Annotated in this window: 22 protein-coding genes; 6 read left to right on the forward strand and 16 right to left on the reverse strand. The window is 51.1% G+C overall.

The window, feature by feature from the left end:
- Window positions 1-22 precede the first annotated feature (22 nt).
- From CRO74_RS25760 to rpmG, 9 genes are all read right to left on the reverse strand, one after another.
- Complete coding sequence (locus tag CRO74_RS25760) at window positions 23-616, reverse strand: 5-formyltetrahydrofolate cyclo-ligase (protein WP_097130252.1); 594 nt, start codon at window positions 614-616, stop codon at window positions 23-25.
- 52 nt (window positions 617-668) lie between these two features.
- Window positions 669-2,216: a bacillithiol biosynthesis cysteine-adding enzyme BshC gene (gene bshC / locus CRO74_RS25765; RefSeq protein WP_097130254.1), complete on the reverse strand. Its 1,548-nt coding sequence runs from the start codon at window positions 2,214-2,216 to the stop codon at window positions 669-671.
- A gap of 210 nt (window positions 2,217-2,426) precedes the next feature.
- Complete coding sequence (rimO, locus tag CRO74_RS25770; RefSeq protein WP_097130256.1) at window positions 2,427-3,740, reverse strand: 30S ribosomal protein S12 methylthiotransferase RimO; 1,314 nt, start codon at window positions 3,738-3,740, stop codon at window positions 2,427-2,429.
- A gap of 57 nt (window positions 3,741-3,797) precedes the next feature.
- On the reverse strand, window positions 3,798-4,313 hold the full coding sequence (locus CRO74_RS25775; RefSeq protein WP_097130258.1) for a hypothetical protein: 516 nt from the start codon (window positions 4,311-4,313) through the stop codon (window positions 3,798-3,800).
- Window positions 4,310-4,516: a type II toxin-antitoxin system Phd/YefM family antitoxin gene (locus CRO74_RS25780; protein ID WP_097130261.1), complete on the reverse strand. Its 207-nt coding sequence runs from the start codon at window positions 4,514-4,516 to the stop codon at window positions 4,310-4,312. Before CRO74_RS25780 ends, CRO74_RS25775 begins: the two co-directional genes overlap by 4 nt.
- A complete protein-coding gene (locus CRO74_RS25785) occupies window positions 4,513-4,776 on the reverse strand; it encodes a type II toxin-antitoxin system RelE family toxin (RefSeq protein WP_097130262.1) in 264 nt (87 codons plus the stop codon). The genes CRO74_RS25780 and CRO74_RS25785 overlap by 4 nt, the downstream gene beginning before the upstream one ends.
- A 6-nt stretch (window positions 4,777-4,782) precedes the next feature.
- Window positions 4,783-5,739 (reverse strand): signal recognition particle-docking protein FtsY, encoded by a 957-nt coding sequence (gene ftsY / locus CRO74_RS25790; RefSeq protein WP_097130264.1) that lies wholly within the window; start codon window positions 5,737-5,739, stop codon window positions 4,783-4,785.
- Between the two features lie 177 nt (window positions 5,740-5,916).
- Window positions 5,917-6,072: a DUF4295 domain-containing protein gene (locus CRO74_RS25795; RefSeq protein WP_012929818.1), complete on the reverse strand. Its 156-nt coding sequence runs from the start codon at window positions 6,070-6,072 to the stop codon at window positions 5,917-5,919.
- 96 nt (window positions 6,073-6,168) lie between these two features.
- Window positions 6,169-6,354: a 50S ribosomal protein L33 gene (rpmG, locus tag CRO74_RS25800; RefSeq protein ID WP_012929817.1), complete on the reverse strand. Its 186-nt coding sequence runs from the start codon at window positions 6,352-6,354 to the stop codon at window positions 6,169-6,171.
- 228 nt (window positions 6,355-6,582) lie between these two features.
- Between rpmG and CRO74_RS25805 the strand changes: the two genes are divergently transcribed.
- A complete protein-coding gene (locus CRO74_RS25805; RefSeq protein WP_097130266.1) occupies window positions 6,583-7,803 on the forward strand; it encodes an NADH-quinone oxidoreductase subunit D in 1,221 nt (406 codons plus the stop codon).
- Between the two features lie 120 nt (window positions 7,804-7,923).
- On the opposite strand, the gene hpt is transcribed toward CRO74_RS25805, so the two are convergent.
- The gene (hpt, locus tag CRO74_RS25810; RefSeq protein WP_097130558.1) at window positions 7,924-8,457 is read right to left on the reverse strand and encodes a hypoxanthine phosphoribosyltransferase; all 534 of its coding nucleotides are present in this window, start codon (window positions 8,455-8,457) and stop codon (window positions 7,924-7,926) included.
- Between the two features lie 129 nt (window positions 8,458-8,586).
- Here hpt and CRO74_RS25815 point away from each other — a divergent pair, with 129 nt between their 5' ends.
- The gene (locus CRO74_RS25815; protein WP_097130268.1) at window positions 8,587-9,804 is read left to right on the forward strand and encodes a tetratricopeptide repeat protein; all 1,218 of its coding nucleotides are present in this window, start codon (window positions 8,587-8,589) and stop codon (window positions 9,802-9,804) included.
- A gap of 69 nt (window positions 9,805-9,873) precedes the next feature.
- Here the strand turns inward: CRO74_RS25815 and CRO74_RS25820 are convergent, their stop codons facing one another.
- Both CRO74_RS25820 and CRO74_RS25825 read right to left on the reverse strand, forming a co-directional pair.
- Window positions 9,874-10,344: an Lrp/AsnC family transcriptional regulator gene (locus CRO74_RS25820; protein WP_012929813.1), complete on the reverse strand. Its 471-nt coding sequence runs from the start codon at window positions 10,342-10,344 to the stop codon at window positions 9,874-9,876.
- A 173-nt stretch (window positions 10,345-10,517) separates the two neighbouring features.
- Window positions 10,518-10,811, reverse strand: coding sequence for a TIGR03643 family protein (locus tag CRO74_RS25825; RefSeq protein WP_097130269.1), 294 nt, complete (start codon window positions 10,809-10,811; stop codon window positions 10,518-10,520).
- Between the two features lie 47 nt (window positions 10,812-10,858).
- Between CRO74_RS25825 and CRO74_RS25830 the strand changes: the two genes are divergently transcribed.
- Together CRO74_RS25830 and CRO74_RS25835 are read left to right on the forward strand one after the other, a co-directional pair.
- The gene (locus CRO74_RS25830; RefSeq protein WP_449448533.1) at window positions 10,859-11,020 is read left to right on the forward strand and encodes a DUF2256 domain-containing protein; all 162 of its coding nucleotides are present in this window, start codon (window positions 10,859-10,861) and stop codon (window positions 11,018-11,020) included.
- A 46-nt stretch (window positions 11,021-11,066) separates the two neighbouring features.
- The gene (locus tag CRO74_RS25835; RefSeq protein ID WP_097130272.1) at window positions 11,067-12,779 is read left to right on the forward strand and encodes a glycoside hydrolase family 10-like protein; all 1,713 of its coding nucleotides are present in this window, start codon (window positions 11,067-11,069) and stop codon (window positions 12,777-12,779) included.
- A 2-nt stretch (window positions 12,780-12,781) separates the two neighbouring features.
- Here CRO74_RS25835 and CRO74_RS25840 read toward each other — a convergent pair whose 3' ends face one another.
- Window positions 12,782-14,029: a 4-hydroxy-3-methylbut-2-enyl diphosphate reductase gene (locus CRO74_RS25840; protein WP_097130274.1), complete on the reverse strand. Its 1,248-nt coding sequence runs from the start codon at window positions 14,027-14,029 to the stop codon at window positions 12,782-12,784.
- Between the two features lie 243 nt (window positions 14,030-14,272).
- Between CRO74_RS25840 and CRO74_RS25845 the strand changes: the two genes are divergently transcribed.
- Complete coding sequence (locus CRO74_RS25845) at window positions 14,273-14,746, forward strand: flavin reductase family protein (RefSeq protein WP_097130275.1); 474 nt, start codon at window positions 14,273-14,275, stop codon at window positions 14,744-14,746.
- 58 nt (window positions 14,747-14,804) lie between these two features.
- The gene (locus tag CRO74_RS25850; RefSeq protein WP_097130277.1) at window positions 14,805-16,085 is read left to right on the forward strand and encodes a hypothetical protein; all 1,281 of its coding nucleotides are present in this window, start codon (window positions 14,805-14,807) and stop codon (window positions 16,083-16,085) included.
- A gap of 36 nt (window positions 16,086-16,121) precedes the next feature.
- Here the strand turns inward: CRO74_RS25850 and CRO74_RS25855 are convergent, their stop codons facing one another.
- The 3 genes from CRO74_RS25855 to CRO74_RS25865 all read right to left on the reverse strand — a co-directional run bounded on the left by CRO74_RS25855 (window position 16,122) and on the right by CRO74_RS25865 (window position 20,722).
- On the reverse strand, window positions 16,122-17,024 hold the full coding sequence (locus CRO74_RS25855) for a DUF4249 domain-containing protein (protein WP_097130279.1): 903 nt from the start codon (window positions 17,022-17,024) through the stop codon (window positions 16,122-16,124).
- A 72-nt stretch (window positions 17,025-17,096) separates the two neighbouring features.
- Complete coding sequence (locus tag CRO74_RS25860) at window positions 17,097-19,541, reverse strand: TonB-dependent receptor (RefSeq protein WP_097130280.1); 2,445 nt, start codon at window positions 19,539-19,541, stop codon at window positions 17,097-17,099.
- Between the two features lie 299 nt (window positions 19,542-19,840).
- Entirely contained in the window at window positions 19,841-20,722 is an 882-nt protein-coding gene (locus CRO74_RS25865) for a PPK2 family polyphosphate kinase (RefSeq protein WP_097130282.1), read from the reverse strand.
- Window positions 20,723-20,736: the final 14 nt, after the last annotated feature.

Below are 20,736 nucleotides of genomic sequence, written 5' to 3' on the forward strand. Positions count from 1 at the left end.
AATAAACCTTTATTAAATAGTCTTAATCAAAGCTGTGAAGATAATCGGGCGTAATGCAAACGTCCAACTTAATATCTGTTGGTTCAATATCAGTGATTTCATGAACTGCCTCGAATAACGACAATCCTACTTTAAGGCAATCTGGACGGCAACCTGCCAGAAACCGGTCGTAATAGCCACCGCCGTACCCAACGCGATTCCCTTGTTTATCGAAGGCCAATAAAGGCACAAGTACGATGCTAATCTGATTCAGTTCTGTTTCGTATCGGCTTCCGATGGCGGGTTCGGGGATACCCAAGCGGTTAGTAACCAGCGGTGTGCCGGGGAAAATGGTGTAATTCAGCAACTGGTGAGTATATTCATCCGTAACGGGAACGCTGATGTGTATATGGCCAAACGATTGCCAAATGGGCTCAATGATGGCCCAGGTGTTTACTTCATTATGCCGTTTAATTGGCAAAAATGTGTGGATTATTGTAGGCACATCGGCAAGGTCATTCTCTTCCAGATAGGTGAAAAAACGAGCGGCAATGAGTTCACTGCGGTAGGCTACCTCATCGGCCGTCAAGGCTTTCCGTTTGGCAAGGAACTCCCTGCGCAACTCCGCTTTTGTCATGTGGCTATTCGACCTGATGGATACGTTCGATGAGTAATGACAGCCAGTCGTATTACTGAAGACAAAGTTGCATACGGTAGTCGAACGGGTCGAAGGCGTCCAGCATTTTTGATAGAAACTGGCGGTCGTTGAGGTGGAAGGTCAGAAAGTTTTCGTTGCGCTCCTGTAAGCTCCCGTTCGGGAAAAGTTCGTTTTTGACGGTCAGCAGATGCCGGATACCTACTTCCTGATTCCGTTCTTCGGCACGTCGCATTTTCTTTTCCAATCGGGCAACGGCATCGGCAAAGCGCTTCGTTTCGGCCAGAACGGCCCGTTCCAGCGTTGGGTCGACCATCTGCGCCTTGTGCAAAATGGCGTCCAGCGCTTTATTGACGGTCTTGTTTTCGTTATCGAACTTAAGCGTGTGGCGGGTATGGTTGTCGACAAACTCCCGTTTGAGCGTAAGTGTGTCCTGGAAAAGCTGCTCAGGTGTAAGACCCAGTTTGGCAACGCGTTTGGCACTTACGGAAGGTATGTACATCGCGAAGTTACGGGGCATCAGTATCGGAAAGGGTGTTTGATAGTGCTCAAAGACGCTTTTCAACTGTAGCCAGTACGGTACTTCCGAAGGTCCGCCGATATACGCCAGATTCGGTAAAATAGTCTCCTGGTACAAGGGTCGCAGCACGACATTCGGGCTGAACTTTTCCGGGTGTTCGTCCAGGAGGGTTAAAATTTCGCTTTCCAAAAAGGTCTGCTTCGTGTGCAACACCTGATACGTTCCATCCTCTTTGCGTTCAATGCGTTCGCGAAGCTGATCATCGAGGTAGAACAGATTGATGTCGCGGGGGGCGATCACGGTCTTGTAACCCAGTGCTTCCAGTTCCGCCGTGCGCTTGCTCACCAGTTCACCCGACTGCTGGTTGATCAGTTCGTCGCGCATGACGGGGGCGAAAACGCGTTTCAAAGCCGCATCATCGGCATCCAGACAAACTAATCCTTCGGCACCGAACAGTTCGTTGATGTAATAGCGGGTGGCATCGGCCAGGGTGTCGTGTTTCAGGTAGGCGTCTTCAAACAAAGCGAGTTTCTCCGGAATCTGCGTAAAGAGGGTTTTTAACTCCTTTGGACTCATCCGGCCCACCGCACCCCGTTGCTCCGTTTCCCAGACGTACGGCTTGCCCATCAACGAAAAATGGTTGATTTCGGCGAAGTCATGGTCTTCGGTAGCCATCCAGTAGACTGGCACGAAGTTGTAAGCGGGGTACGTTTCTTTGAGCTTACGCGCCAGCTTGATCGTAGTGATCAGCTTATAGATGATGTAAAGCGGCCCGGTAAATATATTGAGCTGGTGCCCCGTAGTTACCGTAAACGTATTGGCCTGAAGGAGTGTCGAAAAATCAGGTTTTACGGCTATATGCTGGTACTGCCGTTCCAGCGCATCGACCAAAACCCGCCGGTTGGCCTCATCAAACGTCTTGTCGTTAATCTGACCCTCAAAGGCGGCCACATCGGGGAAACGACCGTAAAAGGGTTTTAAACTGTCTTTATTGGTAATGTAATCAAGGAATAAGGAGGAAAACTGGCCGGTTGAGGCCAGTGGCAGGTACTGACAGTCCATGCGGAGGGCGGGGGTTGCGGTTACCGGGTTTTAACAACGAAAAATCCGGCAAGGTTCGATGGAGGTTCGCCGGATGTTTTTAAGCTATAAGGATTTTAACCGCAAAGGCGCAAAGGGTAGGCGCAAAGATCGCTAAGTATATAATACGTGTATTGCGATCTTTGCGCCTACCCTTTGCGCCTTTGCGGTTAAAATTTATTTGGAAAAGTACTAAGCACCAACAACTTCGCCATACAAATCAAACTCTTCGGCCCGGTCGATGCGCACATTGGCGAAGTCGCCCAGCCGAACGTATTGAGCTGCCGAAACAAGCACTTCATTATCCACTTCGGGTGAGTCGGCTTCGGTGCGGCCGATGAAATAACCGCCTTCTTTCCGGTCGAACAGCACTTTGTAGGTTTTACCAACTTTCTGCTGGTTCAACTCCTGCGAAATGCCCTGTTGTACATCCATCAGTTCATCGGCGCGTTCCTGCTTGATGTCGGCCGGAATATCGTCGGGCATGCTAAAGGAGTGCGTATCGTCCTCGTGCGAATAGGTAAAGACCCCCAACCGATCGAAGCGCATGCGCTCCACGAAGTCGTAAGTTTCCTGGAACATAGCTTCCGTTTCGCCGGGGTGGCCGACGATCAGGGTGGTGCGGAGGGTGATGTCCGGCACTTTCTCCCGGATGGTTTCGATCAGACTTTCAGTTTTTTCCCGCGTAATACCCCGGCGCATGAGTTTCAGCAACTCGGTGGAGCCGGTTTGCAGGGGCATGTCGAGGTAATTGCAAACGTTGGGGCGGTTGCGCATCACGTCCAGTATATCCATTGGGAAACCCGACGGGTAAGCGTACTGCAACCGAATCCAGTCGATGCCTTCTACGTCGGCCAGTTGGTCGATGAGGTCGGCGAGGTTGCGCTTTTTGTACAGGTCGAGTCCGTAATAGGTCAGGTCCTGCGCAATCAGAATCAGCTCTTTGGTGCCGCGCCGGGCCAGCGATCGGGCTTCGGTCAGTAACTCGTCGATGGGGCGCGATACGTGACCACCCCGCATCAGCGGAATTGCGCAGAACGAGCAGGGACGGTCGCAGCCTTCGGCGATTTTAAGGTAAGCGTAGTGAGCCGGGGTTGTGAGCAGACGCTCGCCAACGAGTTCGTGCTTGTAGTCGGCACGAAGCGTTTTCAGCATCCGGGGCAGTTCATTGGTGCCAAACCAGGCATCGACGGTCGGCATTTCTATTTCAAGTTCGTCTTTGTAGCGGTGCGAAAGGCAGCCCGTTACGTAGACCTTATCCACAATACCGGCTTCTTTGGCGTCGACATAGCGCAGAATGGTATTGATGGATTCTTCTTTGGCGTTATCGATGAAGCCGCACGTATTGATCACAACGATGTTGGCATCGTCTTTCTTCGATTCGTGCGTCACGTTCATGCCATTGCCCTTGAGTTGCGTAAACAGCACCTCAGAGTCCACCAGGTTCTTCGAGCAACCGAGCGTGACAATATTAATTTTATTGGTACGTATTCCTTTGGTTTTCATTTAGTAGCGCAGGTAGAAACCCGCTTTTTATTCAGCACGGGCTCCCGCCCGCGTTACTCAAAATACGGCCTGATGGGTGATATCCACCGTTACCGAAACCGATTTATTCTTTTGTACCCTGACCGGGAAGATATTATTCTGACTGTCGGACAGATTGGCATAAAGCCCCTTCGGCTCCCGAACCATAACGGTGTACTGACCCACCGGCAGGCTCACGCAAAATTTGCCATCTTTTCCCGAGGTAACGGTTTTGACCGGTTTAGCATTCCCCACCGAATTGATGAATCCATTTTCCCCGGCTTCCACTTGGCTCATATTCAATAGCGGAAAAACCAGCACGTCGCGCACAACCGGCGACCCATCCGGGTTTTGCCGGGGGGAGTCGGGGCTGGGCATGTAATTACCACGCTTTTCGCGAACGACACCGCAAATTCCCTGCTTTGTTACGGCTTTAACGGCTTTCTGGCGGGGGGCTTTTTGGGCTGAGACGGTAAGTGCGTAACACAACGTCAACAGACTAAAAACAACCCATATGAATGGTAGGTCAGCAAACCATGAAGGTTGGTTTTTCATAGCCCAAGTTCTCGTTTTACATCGTCTAGCGAATGCCAGGTCGTTGTTTCACTCTTCACTTTTAGGGCATGTACGTAATCAAGAAAATCTTCGAGGCTATCAAATGATGCCAGACTTTTCTGCAAAGCTTCGTATTCTTCGTAGGCAATCACCGCGAATTTTGGCTTTCCTTCAGATTGAATAATTTGAGCGTTCAGTGTCATTCGTAGATATCTTTTCTGTGTCCAACATCAATAACGGCGATAATGCGAATCTGATCGTACTTGTCGTATAGCACACGATAATTTCCTACGCGCAACCGGAAAATAGCATCTGGATGATTTGTTAGCCGTTTAACATTTGTTTTGTTATCCGGGTCCTGAGCTAATTGTTCGAGTGCGGAGATAATTTTTTCCGTAGTAGCGTTCGGAATTTTCTTAAGACTCTTTAGCGCCTTATCGGAGAATGATAGTTGATAAGCCACCGGGTATCATTTCTTGAAAAACGAATCCACGAACTCCATCTTGTTAAACGTTTGCAAATCGTCAATCTTCTCGCCCACGCCGATGTACTTGACCGGAATCTTGAACTGATCCGAAATGCCAATCACCACGCCCCCTTTGGCGGTGCCATCCAGTTTAGTAATGGCGAGGGCCGTTACTTCGGTGGCTTTCGTAAATTCCGTGGCCTGAATAAAGGCGTTTTGCCCCGTCGAACCGTCGAGCACCAGCAGAACCTCGTGAGGGGCTTCGGACGTGAATTTTTGCATGACCCGCTTAATCTTCGTCAGCTCATTCATGAGGTTGACCTTCGTGTGCAGTCGGCCGGCGGTATCGATGATAACCACGTCGGCACCGATTTCAGTGGCCTTTTTTACGGCATCAAAGGCTACGGCCGAGGGATCGGTGTTCATGCCGTGCGAGATCACCGGAACGCCCACCCGGTCGCCCCAAAGCTTGAGCTGGTCGACGGCGGCTGCCCGGAACGTATCGCCCGCGCCGAGTACCACCACTTTGCCCCGTTTATGAAATTGGGCGGCCAGTTTGCCAATGGTGGTCGTTTTGCCAACGCCGTTCACCCCCACCACCATAATTACGTACGGCTTTACGCCAGCGGGTAGCGAAAAGTCATCAGCAACGTCAACCGTATTATTATCGGAAAGTAAAGCGGCAATTTCTTCGCGCAGGATTCGGTCCAGTTCGTCGGTACCTACGTATTTATCACGAGCCACCCGTTCTTCGATCCGCCGAATGATTTTTACCGTTGTTTCAACGCCTACGTCGGAGGAGATGAGCACGTTTTCGACTTCATCCAGTACGTCTTCGTCGACGGTCGATTTACCAACAACCGCCCGGCCCAGTTTAGAAAAAAAACTATCTTTTGTTTTCTCCAGACCTTTGTCGAGCGTTTCTTTCTTTTCTTTCGAGAATAAACCAAATAGGGCCATAAGGCAAAGTCAGTGAATTGGTCAGTTAGTGGTCAGATCGGGTAGCGTTTTCCGGTTAAGTCGTGGCTGGCTGTCTCGCTATCTGCCCTAACCGTTTTTTAATAAAAAAAAGTCCCACAGAACCCTATAAGGCTGTGGGACAAATGTCTTCGTGCAGGAAGCTGACTTATTCAATGCCTAGCTTTTCAGCGCAGCCTGTACTTCGTCAACCGGGACCATTTCTTCTTTGAAGGTATAGGCGCCAGTTTTGGGCGATTTAACGGCTTTGATAATTTTGGCGAACGCCTTGCCGTTGTCCTTCGTTTTCAGGGTTGCAACTACCTTTTTTGCCATTGTCTTTTTGTAGTTTACGGTTTACGGCTCTCCGTTTTCGGATGCGGCAGCAGATTGACTCTACCCACCGTAAACAGAAAACGATAAACCTAAAACCTATTTAATTTCTTTGTGCAGCGTTACTTTCTTAAGGAACGGATTGTACTTCTTCCGCTCGATACGAGCCGGCGTGTTTTTCCGGTTTTTCGTAGTAATGTACCGGGACATGCCGGGAACACCGCTGTCTTTCTGCTCGGTGCATTCCAGAATAACCTGGATTCTATTGGCGCCTTTCTTTGCCATTGCTAAAGTTCGTTTTCTCGATAAGGAGCGCAAAGGTACGAAATGCGTTTCACTTGACAAAGAGCTTGTTAGAAAAAAATGTAGGATTTTCCGTCAGCGACCTCAGAAAAGCCCGCCAACGTTTGGCTTTCGGGCACCTGCTTTCGACCTTTGAGGTAATATCGTACCAAACAGCATCTTGCTGTTTAATAATTTACACAAACAGCAAGATGCTGTTTGGTACAAGGAATGAACACACAAACCATTCAATACGAATACGCGCCGGGTCATTTTAAGGCATCGGAACCGACGGTCTATCGGCCCGATATGCTCAGCGAAGGTGAGATGATTCTGAACATGGGACCGCAACACCCGTCTACGCACGGTGTTTTGCGGTTTGAAGTGGTGACGGATGGCGAAATTGTGGTCGATGTTGTACCCCACCTGGGCTATTTGCACCGCTGTTTCGAAAAACATGCCCAGCACCTCCCGTTCAACCAGACGATTCCCTTTGTCGACCGGCTCGATTACCTGGCCGCCATGAACTCCGAACACGCGTTTGTCATGGGCGTGGAGCGTATGCTGGGTATTCAGAACGATATTCCCAAACGTACCGAATACATACGGGTGCTGGTGGCCGAACTGAACCGGATTGCCGCGCACTTTGTGGGCGTGGGTACCTATGCGCTTGATATTGGCGCGTACACGCCGTTTCTCTGGCTCATGCGCGACCGGGAGCACATCCAGCGCATGCTCGAATGGGTGAGTGGCGCCCGGATGCTGTACAACTACATCTGGGTAGGCGGGTTGTTTTACGATCTTCCCGTTGGCTTCGAAGAACGTTGCCGGGAGTTTGTCAACTACCTCAAACCAAAGCTGGTTGAGCTGCAACAACTGGTTATCGAAAACGAAATTTTCGTAAAACGAACGGCCAACGTGGGTGTCCTACCCTTACCGGTGGCCATTGACTATGGTTGTACCGGCCCCATGTTGCGGGGCTCGGGCTTACGGTACGACCTGCGTCGGGTGGATGGCTACTCGGTGTATCCCGAACTGGATTTCGATATTCCGATTGGCGAAGGCAAAGTGGGTACCGTAGGCGATTGCTGGGATCGGAACAACGTCCGGGTGCTGGAATGCCACGAGTCGATCCGTATTATTGAGCAATGCCTCGACCAACTCCTGGGTGATCACAAACGTACCCGCGATTACGACCCGCAGGCCGTTGTGCCTAAGAAAATCCGCCCGAAAGCCATGGATTTTTACGCCCGCGCCGAAAGTGCCAAAGGTGAGTTGGGTTTCTTCTTCCGAACGGATGGTAAGTCCGATATTCCGGTTCGCTGCAAAGCCCGTTCGTGCTGCTTCCACAACCTGTCGGTCATCAGCGAAATCAGCAAAGGAGCCATGCTCGCCGACCTGGTCGCCATTATCGGGTCGATTGACGTGGTGATGGGGGAGGTGGATCGGTAGTTTTGTAGTATTAGGAGTGAGGAGCGAGGAGTTAGGAGGGCTGGCGTGAGCATGGGTGCTGTCGCCAGCTCTCGCGCCAGCCCTCCTCACTTCTCGCTCCTCGCTCCTAATACTACAACCTCACTCCTCATGTAACACAAATATCTCCTTCGTATTCCGGCCCAGACCGTCGTAATCCAGGCCGTAGCCGAGCACAAAGCGGTTTTCAATTTCAAAGCCGACGTAATGCAGATCGAGCTTTTCTTTCAGGGCGCTGGGTTTGAATAATAAGGTCGCTATGGCAATGGATGTAGGATGCATGGCCTGAAGCTGTTGGCACACCTCATGAATGGTGAGGCCCGTGTCGACAATGTCTTCGACTACGATTAAATCCCGACCCGCGATTGACTCATTTAATCCCAGTATTTGTTTTAACTGACCGCTGGACTCCGTGGCGCTGTAGGACGCTACCCGGATGAAGGTGATCTCGCAGGGAATGGTGATGTGTTTGGCCAGATCGGCGGCAAACAAAAAAGCGCCGTTCAGAACGACTACAATGAGCGGCAGCTTGTCGGCGTACTCCTGATTGATTTGTTCGGCTAGTTCCTGAATACGCGCCTGAATGGCATCGGCGGGAATGAACGGGACAAATGTTTTGTCTTTGATCGTTATCATATCGGCGTCTTGGGGTCTCAAAGATACGCCCGTGCTGAGGTTGCGGACAAAAAAAAGCCGAAAAATAAGCCTGAGCAAACGGACAGCTACCAGTTTACGTTCATATACTACTAACGCAAAACTTAAGGAATGAAGAAGCTATTGTTGACGGTGTGCTTTATGGGGCTGGCCGTTCTAACTCAGGCTCAACTCTACGACCCGTCGGCTTTTGATAAAAAATATGACGGTTTGCTGAAGCACCCCGGCGTTCAGATTGAATCGGCGGAGGCCATCAACCTGATGTATAACTACAAGTTCTACGACGCCGACAAGGAGTTTCGGTGGTTGCGGCTGCGCTACCCGAAGCACCCGATGCCGTACTTCCTGATGGGCCTTGCCGAGTGGTGGAAAATTGTGCCCAATACCGACGTTACGGATTATGACGGACCCTGTCTGGCCTACATGGATTCGACCATTACGATGGCCGAAAGGCTGTATGAGAGCAGTGATAACAAGCTGGAGCCTTCGTTTTTTCTGGCCGCTGCCTATGCCTTCAAAGGCCGGTTGTATTCTGAACGGAAAAAGTGGACGAAAGCGACCATTGCCGGTAAAAACGCACTTAAGTATTTCGAAAAGTGTAAAGGCAATGCCGACTTCAGTCCTGAACTTCTCTTTGGCGATGGTATGTATAATTACTACGCCCAGTGGATTCCGGAAAATTACCCAATCCTGAAGCCAATTCTGATGTTCTTTCCAAAAGGGAACAAGGCAAATGGTATAAAAGAACTGGAGAAAACCGCTAATTCAGCGTTTTATACCCGCGTGGAGGCCCGGTACTTTCTGGTGCAGATCTACAGCATGGAGAATCAGTACGATAAGGCGTACGATATGTCGAAGTATATGTACGAGCAGTATCCCGACAATCCATTCTTTGAGCGGTATTTTGCCCGGTCGGCGTTCGTGACGGGACGTTTGGCGGAGGCTGAGCGGGCTTCCCGGGATATTCTGGCGAAGGTCGATCGTACGCAGGCGGGTTACGAAGGCGTGAGTGGCCGGACGGCCGCCTACATTCTGGCGTACATTAACCACTTGTTCTATAAGAATCTGCCGGAGGCTAAATTGAATTACCAAAAGTCAATCGACTATGCCAAACAGACTAACTCCACTAATTCGGGCTACTATTTATCGTCGGTATTAGGGCTGGCGAAAATTGCGACCGAAGCGCGAGATTATGACCTCGCCCAAACGTATTTTCAGGAAGTGATTGACAAAGCTGAGCGGAAATCCAGCCAGTACAAAGAAGCCAAAAAGGCGCTGGACGATGCGAAGAAATTACGCCGGGAAGAGAGACGCCGACGGAAAGGATGACTTATGATGTATGATGTATGATGTATTGCTTTCGCGCTAGATACATCATACATCAAACATAGTTACTCATCATGGAATAGGAAGTACTTTGCTTTCTTTGAAGGTCGACATGATTACCATCGTTTGCGTGCTGGCAACTTCGTCGATTTCGTTGATAACGTCCAGCATCAGGCCCTGATACGATGCAATGTCTTTGGCAATTACTTTAAGCAGGAAGTCGCCCGAGCCGGTGATGTGGTGGCACTCGATGATTTCCGGAATCTCGTGTACTTTATCCACAAAGGACATGGTTGTTTCTTTCTTGTGTCCTACAAGCGTTACCATCACGAAGGTAGTAACCCCAAGGCCAATCTTCTCACGGTTCAGTTGCGCGTGGTAGCTCTGAATAATTCCCGATGTTTCGAGTTTCTTGACGCGTTCCAGCGTTGGGGCCGGTGAAAGACCAATTTCTTTGGAAAGCTGAGCGTTGGTTATTTTAGCGTTGGCTTGCAGAATTTCTAATACATTGCGATCTATCTGATCTAATTTCTGGCTCGACATAAATGATGGAGTCTGTTAATACTTAATGATAAGATGGCTCAAAATTACCACCTTTTAAAATAGAAAATTCTTAAAAGTTATCGGATTCTTCCAAATCACAGAACAAATAGTACTAATACCCTTTTAAAACGGCACAAAATTAAGTTTATTCTATCGCTTGCCAAATTGCAAATTTATTGTTTGGTAATCCTGTTGAGCGATATTACTCGCTGTTGAGTTGACTTAAACCGGGCATCGTCTACCGCCGACAGCGCAGCGTGCTTCGTGGAACGCCCCTGCACACGTGCCCGCCATCGACGCCAGGAGGCCGGTTTCAGCTCCCGGCGCATTAACTCAATAACATCTTTTTCCGATAGACCAAATTGCGTGCCAATGGCGTCGAACGGGGTTCGGTCTTCCCAGGCCATCTCAATGATTCGGTCAATATCGCGTTCTGTCAGGTTCTTTATTGTATTGGCTGATTCCATGGGTAGGTAAACTTAGTGTTATACAGAAGAGTTTCAGTTATATGAAAATGCGTAAAAAGGCAGATTTGCCAACGAAGATTTGCCCCGTCTGCAACCGTCCTTTCTCATGGCGTAAGAAATGGGAACGGGATTGGGATTCTGTCATCTATTGCAGCGATGCCTGTCGGACAGCGGGTAAAGGACAAAAAACGACGTCGAAATCCACGTAGGTGTGCCCGACTATCGTTATTTTTGGGAATTAACCCATTCTACCTGATGCGTCTGATTGCTTATTTTGGTCTGTTGCTGGTTCTCTTAATGACAACTGATTGTCGGCAGGCCAAGCCCGTTGTTACTCAAAAACCCGCTTCCAGACCAACCAGGCCGGTTACGGCTGCTCCGGCACCTCCCAAACAAGTAGCGGTTAAACCCGCCACGCCCAAACCCATTCCACCCAGGGTACTGGTTCCCGACGTAGATACCCTTCCCTTCGACGATACTCCCGAGCAGATACTGGCCGCCCGTGGGCCTATACCCCCCAAGCGGGAGTTTCGGGCAGTGTGGGTCGCTACGGTCAATAATATCGACTGGCCCAGCAAGAAAGGATTACCCGTGGCCGACCAGCAGCGCGAAATCGTAGCTATGTTCGATCAGCACCAGCAGATGGGGCTCAATGCCGTGGTGGTGCAGGTCCGGTCGGCTGCCGATGCTTTTTACGCCCGAGGATCGGAGCCGTGGTCGGAATGGCTTACGGGTCAGCAGGGGTTAGCTCCGCAGCCATTCTATGACCCGCTGGAGTTCATGATTGACCAAGCGCACGAACGTGGGCTGGAGTTTCATGCCTGGTTTAACCTCGACCGGGCCACCTTCAGTAAAACCGCCAGTGTGGCCCCCTCAAACATCGTTAACCGGAAACCCGAATGGATGCTGACCTACGGTGGGCGGAAACTGTTCAATCTGGGGATTCCGGCCGTTCGTTCGTACATCGCCGGGATTGTTGCCAATGTGGTGCGCGAATACGATGTGGACGGGATTCACTTCGACGATTATTTCTATCCCTACGCCGAACCGGGTCAGGTTTTGCGGGACGATAGCACCTACAAGACTAATTACAACGGCATGAATAAAGCCGACTGGCGACGGGATAATGTAACAAAGCTAGTTACCGAACTGCGGGACTCGATCCGGGCCAACAAACCCTGGGTGAAGTTCGGGATCAGTCCGTTTGGCATCTGGAAAAACAAAAGCAGTGACCCCGAGGGGTCGGCCACCAACGGCGGTCAGGCCTACTACGAACTCTATGCCGATACCCGTAAATGGGTGCGCGACGGCCTGATCGACTATGTTGTTCCGCAGGTGTATTTCAGCTCGGAGTTTGGGAGGGTGCCCTACAAAACGCTGGTCGATTGGTGGACTCGCAATTGTACAGAAAATTGTCATTTATACATCGGGCACGGTGCTTACCGCGTGGGGCGCGGTTCGGAACGGGACCCCGGCTGGTGGCGGCCAACGGAATTTCCGGACCAGATGCGGTACAATCGGCAGCAGCAGGTCGTGAAGGGTAGCGTTTTCTTTAGTGCCAAAAACCTGCAAATAAATCCCCTTTCAATTCGGGATTCACTCCAAACGAATTTTTACCGGCATCCGGCCCTTATTCCTACCATGAAATGGCTGGACAGTATTCCGCCCCTGCCGCCCCGCGATTTAAAAGCTGCGACGACCAGCGAAGGCATCGAATTGTACTGGCATGAGTCGCCCGAAGCGCAGGATGGCGACATTGCCACTTCGTATGTGGTGTACCGGTTCGAAGGGCGTAAGCCCCACTTACGGCTGGATGACCCACGTTACATAGTAGCGCAGTGCCTCGGCGAATCCAGTACGCGCTACATCGACAAGACGGCTGACCCGAAAAAGAAATACGTATACGCCGTAACCGCCCTCGACCGGCTACAGAACGAGAGCCGGGAGGTAATTGTCCGGGTTCCTTAGGCTTATTGGGCAAATTCTTCGATAACCTCAGACACGGGTCGGGCATTCGGGAAAAAGCTGATCAGCTTCAACAGTATACCTTCCACAACGGCATCCGGGCAGGAGGCTCCGCAGGTTAAGAGTACCGTAACCGGCGTCTCCAGCTCCGACCCTGCTCGTTTCGGAATGAAATTTTCGGTAACGATTTCCTCTTTGGTATGGCCGTTGAAATGCCGGATCAGCTTGTTGGATAGTATTTTCTGTTCCGATTCGATGAAGTACGTTGGCAACTTCTCCTCGCAAAGCTCAACAATGTGCGAAGTATTCGACGAATTATAGCCACCGGCAACAATGGCGAAATCGGCCGGGTAGGTCAGTAGCGCGTAGGTGGCGTCCTGGTTATCATTGGTGGCGTAGCAGAGTGTATCGCGGGTGTTGGCGAAATGGGCTTCGGTCGTGACAGGGGTCAGGGCATATTTCTGCACCATAATCTGCTTCAGGAAATCGGCAATGCTTTGCGTATCCGATGCCAGCATGGTGGTTTGGTTCACAACCCCAATGCGCTGTAAGTCGCGCTCCGGGTCAAAGCCAAGGGAATATTGCCCGGCGAACTCGGTGTAGAATTCGGCCACCGGTAACTCGCCCGTAATGTATTTAGCCAGTCGCTGCGCCTGTGCCATGTCTTTAACGACAACAGTAGGTGCCGCTTCTTTGCTGTGGGAGAAGGTGGCCCGGGTTTCTTCGTGACTTGGTTTGCCGTGGACAATGACCGTATAATCTTTCTGACCAATCTGACTGGCCTTATTCCACACTTTTTCAACAAAAGGGCAGGTGGTGTCGTATTTGGCAATGTCAAGACCAAGCGTCGAAAGTTGATGCTGGGTTTCCAGGGTTGTTCCGAAGGCCGGTATGATGACTACGTCTTCGGGGGCCAGCTCAGACCAGGGAATCAGCTGATTGCCCTTCGTATCCATAATAAACCGGACGCCCCGACTTTGCAGGTCGGCGTTTACGTCGGGGTTATGGATCATCTCGCTAAGCAGGAAAATCCGCTTGCCGGGGTTTTCTGCAATAGCTTTGTACGCGATCTCAACGGCGTTTTCGACCCCGTAGCAAAATCCGAAGTGTCGGGCAATCAACAGCCGGATCGGACCGAAATCCAGCAGAGTAGGAGTAAAATCGCGCTTCAATTTGTCGCGCTTCCGCCGAAACTCTTTCAGCGGGGTAATAATGCTACTGCGGTAATACTCAGGTATGTCGAACGATTTCATTGACTGGAAGAGCGAATGAGTGAGAGAACAGGCCGCCGATGCGGTGAAATCGGACCGCCAATGCGGAGCGAAATCACCATTTTAGACCTAACTCACGAATGAATCACTAGTAAAAGAACAGAAGAGCAAAACGCTTCGTTCGATACAAAGTTAACGATAGATATGGTATGTAGCATGGACGGGGCCGCCCGAGCGGTGGTACTCCGTGCAGCCGTAGGCTAAGTTGTAGTGCAATAAAATCCTATGCCCAAACGACTACTGAAATACAAGAATTACGACATTCACAGCGTCACAACCGTGGCGGGTGAGAAGCAGAATGCCAACATTGCCGCGTGGGTGATGCAAACGGATATGGGCGGTAAGGTGCTGGCCGTGGCTTTGTATAAAGTTGATTACACCATTGAACTGGTGCGGCAGAGCGGCATCCTGAATGTGAACTTGCTGGCAACCGACCAAACCCGCCTGATCCGTAAACTCGGCCAGCAATCGGGTCGGGGAAAGGACAAATTTAATAACCTGCCTTATGCCCTGGATAGCCGCCACTGCCCGTATTTAACCGAAGCTATCGGCTACACCCAATGCCGGGTTATGCACAGCACCGATGCGGGCGACCACGAGCTGTTCATTTGCGAAGTGATAAAACAGGTGGTACTCAATCCGGAGAAAGAAGTAATGACGTATGCTTTTCTGAGAGTTAAAAAGCTGATACGTGGGTAGATAGGGTTGTGTATTTGTCTATATTTGGCTATTGCACGACACACCAACTTCTCCTTTTATGACTATTGACGTCACTACCCCTGTCCGCAAATGGCCTCTGGGGCACAAGTTGCTCTTTCGCTTCGGCTGTATCTACATTCTACTGTTTACATCGCCCTGGGCCTGGCTTTCTGAGATCCCCATTCTTAATTTAATTGGTAAGTATTACGGCCTGGCCGAAGAGTGGCTCGTAAACCAGGCCAATGCCCATATTTTCCATATTAAGGACGTTCTGGTTCCGTTGAATGGCAGTGGCGATACATCCTACGGCTATGCTCAGTTGTGTTTTTTTCTTCTGGCAGCTGTTGTCGGTGCGCTGATCTGGTCGGTTTTCGACAAACGTAAAAATTATGATGTTGCCTACTACGGACTTATGGTGCTGGTGAGGTATTTCGTTGCGATCATGGCCTTCAGCTACGGCATCATCAAACTGTTTGGACTCCAAATGGTCTTTCCCTCGATGAGTGCCCTGGCTACCCCGCTGGGCGATTTTTTGCCCATGCGCCTGTCCTGGTATTTTATTGGGTATTCGACACCTTATCAGTTTTTTTCGGGTGCGGTGGAGGTGCTGGCAGGCACCCTGTTACTCTTCCGGCGAACCAGTACGCTGGGGGCCTTTGTGGCCGCCAGTGTTTTCCTCAACGTAATGGTCTTGAATTTTTGCTACGATATCCCGGTGAAGCTGTTTTCGGCCCACCTGTTTATTTTTAGTAACGTTCTGTTGCTGAGCGATGCCAAGCGGCTACTTAATTTCTTTATTTACAACAAAGCCACCCAGCCTGCTCCGCAAGTTGCACTCCCCGAAAAGTGGATGCGAACGACCCAGATAGTGCTGAAAATTGCCTTTGTAATCCTGTTTATCGGCATGCCATTGTACGGGTCATACCAGCGGGCGTTCGGACCGGGTGATTCGGGAGCAGCGAAGAAGCTGACGACGGGCTTTTTCTCGGTCGATCAGTTTCAGGGTAATGTGGCGGATAGCCTGCGCTGGAAAGATGTGGTCTTCGAACCGAACACCTCCGGAAGTATCCTGACGGCCGATACCCTCTTCCGGCAGCGCTACCGACGGGGCTATTTCAGCTATTCGTTCGACTCACTGGCGCATACCATCGCCTTCAAAAAGTTTCCATCCGATTCAACGGCACTGTTCACACTGGGCTATGTTATGCCCGACACGAATCATGTGGTGTTACGTGGGAAGATCAGGAACGATTCGGTGATGATTGCCCTAACTCGTCAGAAACGCCATTTTCAACTTGCCGAACGCCAGTTTCACTGGCTCTCCGAAGCCAACCGCTGAAACAGCTGATGGGCCGGAAGTCTCGTTACAGCCCGATCAGTCTTCCCGCACCCGAATATTGGCTTCGCTGACGGAGACGGTTTTGCTCCGAACGGCCGAGGTGATAAAGAAGCCGGTTGCTTTACGGCCGTTTGCCCTGGTATTGATGATGTTGGTGGGCAGATTGACCGAAGGCGTGGCGAACAGGCCCCCATTGGTAATCTGCGCTCGTAGTACCTGCCAGAAATCGAAGTCTGCCAGCGTGATCGACTGAACCTCTACCTTCACGACATCATTCAGGTTATACAAACTGTCTGGATTGATAGATCGTCGGATGGGTGCAATGAATACCAGCCCATCCGTAACGTTACCGGCCCCCCGGAAGCCACCATCCTGCGAAGTAATGATGTTGTCCGGCTTGTTCTGCAACTCGCCATTTCGAGAGAAACGAATCCGATAGTAGTCGGTTGCTCCCGCTATATCGGTTGCGTACAATTCAGCTCGGTACCCCTCCGTGCTCGAAAATGGGTTTAACTTCCGCTTGACGAAAATGATGGAGTCGATGGGTGGTACGCGGTTCATTTTCGTACTGGCCTGGTACGTTTCTCCCTGATAGGCGATGGAAAGCTGGTACGTCCGGCCAACGCGCCCGAGCGTGTCTTTAGTCGAAGGTTGCCAAACATAATACCCGTCGTTATCGGGGTCGGTAAAGGGGTACGTCTTCCCGGTATTATCCGAAACTGTGACAGTGGCACTGGTTGCGGGCGTTGGCTGGCTATTGTTGAAATAAGCCGCCGTTTGGGTGAGCCGGATGGTTTGCGGGCCGGGTAAGTCGGTAAGGGTACCGTCCACCGAAAGCTGCGTCGGACCGGTATCCAGCTTGGCATCAATCACCGTCGTACACCCGTTGAGGGCAAAAACGACAGCTAAAAAGAGGAAAAGAACACTGTATCGTTGCATAAGTAGTGCCGACCTCCCGGTCGGGTGTTTAGCAGTAGCTGTATCTCGTCCAACCGTCCCCGGTCGGTACGACTAAAATTTGAAATTATACGTTACAGACGGAATGGCGGTCGCAAAAACTGAATAGCGAATGGCTTCCGTTACGCGGGGATTATCGGCGTTCGGTTGGAAATACACGGAAAACGGGTTCTTACGGGCGTAGACGTTATAAACCGAGAATACCCAGTTGTCGTCTTTTCGCTTACCCGGCCGTTTGCGTCCCTGTAAGGTAGCGGCCAGATCGAGCCGGTGGTACGGCGGAATGCGGTAGTTATTCCGGGCATTGTCGGTATTCTGTGGCACTACGTAGCCCTGGTACTCAAAGCGGTTGGTTGGGAACGTGCCGGGGGTTCCGCTGGCCAGCGTGAAGGTAGCCGAGAAGTTCCAGCGTTTGGCGTTGGGTGGATCGACCAGCAGTACCGTTGTCAGCGTGTGCCGTTTGTCGAAGCGCGTTGCATACCAGTTATTGTTATTGATCCCGTCTACCTGCCGCTCCGTTTTCGCTAGCGTGTAGCTAACCCAGCCATTCACGACGCCCGTGTTGCGTTTTACATAAAACTCGGCCCCGTATGCGCGTCCTTTGCCGCTCAGCAGATCGCCTTCGAGGTATTTGTTCAGGATCAGGCTGGCTCCGTCGATGTAGTCAATCTGGTTCTGCAGCCATTTGTAATAAACTTCTACCGAGGCTTCGAACTCGCTGCCCGTTCCGCTGGAGCGTCCAAAGTTCTTGAAATACCCCCCGGCCACCTGATCGGCAATCTGCGGTTTAATGTTGTTGGTCGACGGTGTCCAGATGTCCAGGGGCGTCGACGCCGTTGTGTTGGAAACCAGGTGAATGTACTGCGCCATTCGGTTGTAGCTGAGTTTCAGCGAACTATTGCCAGACAGATCCAACTTGGTCGAAAAGCGGGGTTCCCAGTTACCGTACGTCTTGATCACCTCTCCGCCCCGGTACCCTACCGTAGTAATAACTTCCCGGCGGCTACCCAGCGGCACATCGGTCCGGAAGGTGTACGCTTCGCCCTGGCCAACATAATTGAATAATGAATAGCGAAGGCCGTATTGCAGTTGGATTTTTGGGGTCAGTTGCTGCTCATTGCCTACATAGAGAGCCGCTTCCATAGCCCGCTTGCTGGCTATGCCAAACGTCCGAACGCTGCCCGAGCTGGCGGCTGTTGCGGTGCCTGGCTGAAAATCATGCGCGATAACCTGACCGCCAAACGAGATGGTGTTTTTGCCCAGAAACAGCGAAAAGTCCGGCTTCAGGCTATAATCGACAATGCGGGAGTCGGTTCGGAAGAAGTCGTTAGGCCGTTTTCCTTTCAGATCGGAGTTCAGGGAGTAATCGTAATTGCTATAATACGCCGTCGTGTTCAGGAAAAGGCGGTCGCTGAAAACGTGGTTCCAGCGGGCCGAGAGTGTTGTATTGCCCCAGTTGAACCCGAAATCAGAGCCAAACACATCGCGACCCAGATAACCCGATAGAAACACCGTGTTTTTGTCGTTGATACGGTAATTGCCTTTCGCCGTGAGGTCGTAGAAATAGAACTTGGCTCCTTTCAGATCGCCGGTCAGGAACGGCTGGGCCAGCACGTCAGCGTAGGAGCGTCGGGCAGCTACAATAAACGACCCTTTTCCCTTGAAAAGTGGCCGCTCGTAGGCCAGGCGACTGAAAATAAGGCCGATACCTCCGCTAACTTCGGGTTTCTTGGCGTTACCTTCTTTCAGTCGGACATCCAGAATAGACGCAATCCGACCACCATAATTGGCCGGGATTCCCCCTTTGATAAGCTTTACGTCTTTCACCGCATCGGGGTTAAAGACCGAGAAGAAACCAAACAGGTGCGAGGAGTTGTAAACCGGGGCTTCGTCTAAAAGCACCAGATTTTGGTCGATACTGCCGCCCCGAACGTTGAAACCGGTAGCGCCTTCGCCCACCGTCGATACGCCCGGCAGCAGTTGAATGCTCCGGATCACGTCGACCTCGCCCAGCAGGGCCGGAATGCGTTGCAGGGTTTTGACATCGATCCGGTTGACGCTCATTTCGATGTTCTTCACGTTATCGTCTTCCCGTTTGGTCGAGACAACCACTTCCTGAAGCTGCTTGCCTTCCTGGGTCAGCTCGAGGTTAAGGCGTACGTTCCGGTCAACGAGATCGACCGTTCGGGTTTGTCGTGCATAGCCAACGTAGCTAATCACAAGGTTATAACTGCCCGCCGGAAGCGTAACAGCATAAAATCCGTAGCTATTGGTAACAGCGCCGGTTCCGGTTTCTTTCACGTACACAGAGACGCCGATTAGTCCTTCGCCATTACCGGCATCTTTTATGTAGCCGCTTACGGTCAGGGCGGCTGCCCGCACGCTTTTCTCCTGCGCACTGTTGCCCGCTGTATTTTGTGTTGCCTGCGCGCTGCCAGACTGTAGCGACATGACGTAAATAAGCAGGCTACAAAGCCAAAATGGTAATGTATGTTTCATTGCGTTTTTTCAAGGCATCCTTTCCACACAATAGTGGTTCAGGCTGCTGACGCAAAAGTACGTACGGGTATATTAACGATAGATAAAAAATAGATAAAACAGCTAAATACGATGCTGAACGGTGCGCTGTATAGGATAAAACCAATACAGGCTAATGTGGTCATGGAATGAAGGATAACAAAAAGGCGGCATGCGCTGTGTGGTCAGCCGGGTCGCCGGTGCGATTCTTAAAATTGACCACACGGCAGGAAACCGACCACACCACTATATACTACGTTAGCGCACCAAAAATTTCTTATTTAACGCCCGTCCTGCTTTTTAATCTGCTTAATCAGCTTCTGCGCTTCTTTCTCGTCAGTTTCCGGGAAATGGACGGGCAGTGACTCCAGAATTTCGGTCAGGATGTGGGCAATGATGAGTTGTTGATTGACGCGGTCGTCGCTCGGGATCACGTACCAGGGGTTTTGCTCCGTTGCCGTCGCCCGGATGGTATCCTCGTAGGCTTTCATGTATTCCGGCCAGAACTCCCGCTCTTCCAGGTCGTTCGGGCTAAGTTTCCACTGTTTTTCCGGGTCTTCGAGTCGGGCAACGAGCCGCTTTCCCTGTTCCTCTTTGGCTACGTGGAGGTAAAACTTCACGATAGGAAACCCGTTTCGGAACAGGTAATCCTCAAAATGGACAATATCTCCGAAACGCTGCTCCCAAAGCGTTTTCTTATTGGCGGGCACCAGACTTTTGGGAATGTATTGTTCCTCCAGCCGTTCCGGGTGAACACGCAACGCCAGCACTTCCTCGTAATACGAGCGGTTAAATACCCCAATATTGCCCCGCTCCGGCAACTCTTGCCAGAAACGCCACAGAAAATCGTGCTTCAAATCGGACTCGTCCGGTTTCTTGAACGGAGAAATCTTAAAACGCGACGGATTGACGCCCTTAAATACACGCCGGATAATACTGTCCTTCCCGGCGGCATCCATTGCCTGAAACACGACCAGCAGCCCGTAATGCTCATCGGCATGCATCCGGTTCTGCGCCTGATCCATTCGCTCGGCCAGTTCGTCCAACTGGCGACTCTGATCGGCTTCGTCGGTGTAAAACGGATCTATGCTCGTCGGCGTTTCCGCAATGGAAAAGGGTTGCTTTTCGTGGTACCGAAATGCCTTTGTGTCGATTTTTTTCATAACGTAACGCGGCT

Origin of the sequence: Spirosoma fluviale, assembly GCF_900230225.1 — a bacterium.
Classification (GTDB): domain Bacteria; phylum Bacteroidota; class Bacteroidia; order Cytophagales; family Spirosomataceae; genus Spirosoma; species Spirosoma fluviale.

Bases quoted from the DNA above. Each gene is read 5' to 3' on its own strand.
- CRO74_RS25760 (WP_097130252.1), bottom strand. From the start codon at position 616: ATGACAAAAGCGGAGTTGCGCAGGGAGTTCCTTGCCAAACGGAAAGCC.
- bshC (WP_097130254.1), bottom strand. From the start codon at position 2,216: ATGGACTGTCAGTACCTGCCACTGGCCTCAACCGGCCAGTTTTCCTCC.
- rimO (WP_097130256.1), bottom strand. From the start codon at position 3,740: ATGAAAACCAAAGGAATACGTACCAATAAAATTAATATTGTCACGCTC.
- CRO74_RS25775 (WP_097130258.1), bottom strand. From the start codon at position 4,313: ATGAAAAACCAACCTTCATGGTTTGCTGACCTACCATTCATATGGGTT.
- CRO74_RS25780 (WP_097130261.1), bottom strand. From the start codon at position 4,516: ATGACACTGAACGCTCAAATTATTCAATCTGAAGGAAAGCCAAAATTC.
- ftsY (WP_097130264.1), bottom strand. From the start codon at position 5,739: ATGGCCCTATTTGGTTTATTCTCGAAAGAAAAGAAAGAAACGCTCGAC.
- CRO74_RS25795 (WP_012929818.1), bottom strand. From the start codon at position 6,072: ATGGCAAAAAAGGTAGTTGCAACCCTGAAAACGAAGGACAACGGCAAG.
- rpmG (WP_012929817.1), bottom strand. From the start codon at position 6,354: ATGGCAAAGAAAGGCGCCAATAGAATCCAGGTTATTCTGGAATGCACC.
- CRO74_RS25805 (WP_097130266.1), top strand. From the start codon at position 6,583: ATGAACACACAAACCATTCAATACGAATACGCGCCGGGTCATTTTAAG.
- hpt (WP_097130558.1), bottom strand. From the start codon at position 8,457: ATGATAACGATCAAAGACAAAACATTTGTCCCGTTCATTCCCGCCGAT.
- CRO74_RS25815 (WP_097130268.1), top strand. From the start codon at position 8,587: ATGAAGAAGCTATTGTTGACGGTGTGCTTTATGGGGCTGGCCGTTCTA.
- CRO74_RS25820 (WP_012929813.1), bottom strand. From the start codon at position 10,344: ATGTCGAGCCAGAAATTAGATCAGATAGATCGCAATGTATTAGAAATT.
- CRO74_RS25825 (WP_097130269.1), bottom strand. From the start codon at position 10,811: ATGGAATCAGCCAATACAATAAAGAACCTGACAGAACGCGATATTGAC.
- CRO74_RS25830 (WP_449448533.1), top strand. From the start codon at position 10,859: ATGCGTAAAAAGGCAGATTTGCCAACGAAGATTTGCCCCGTCTGCAAC.
- CRO74_RS25835 (WP_097130272.1), top strand. From the start codon at position 11,067: ATGCGTCTGATTGCTTATTTTGGTCTGTTGCTGGTTCTCTTAATGACA.
- CRO74_RS25840 (WP_097130274.1), bottom strand. From the start codon at position 14,029: ATGAAATCGTTCGACATACCTGAGTATTACCGCAGTAGCATTATTACC.
- CRO74_RS25845 (WP_097130275.1), top strand. From the start codon at position 14,273: ATGCCCAAACGACTACTGAAATACAAGAATTACGACATTCACAGCGTC.
- CRO74_RS25850 (WP_097130277.1), top strand. From the start codon at position 14,805: ATGACTATTGACGTCACTACCCCTGTCCGCAAATGGCCTCTGGGGCAC.
- CRO74_RS25855 (WP_097130279.1), bottom strand. From the start codon at position 17,024: ATGCAACGATACAGTGTTCTTTTCCTCTTTTTAGCTGTCGTTTTTGCC.
- CRO74_RS25860 (WP_097130280.1), bottom strand. From the start codon at position 19,541: ATGAAACATACATTACCATTTTGGCTTTGTAGCCTGCTTATTTACGTC.
- CRO74_RS25865 (WP_097130282.1), bottom strand. From the start codon at position 20,722: ATGAAAAAAATCGACACAAAGGCATTTCGGTACCACGAAAAGCAACCC.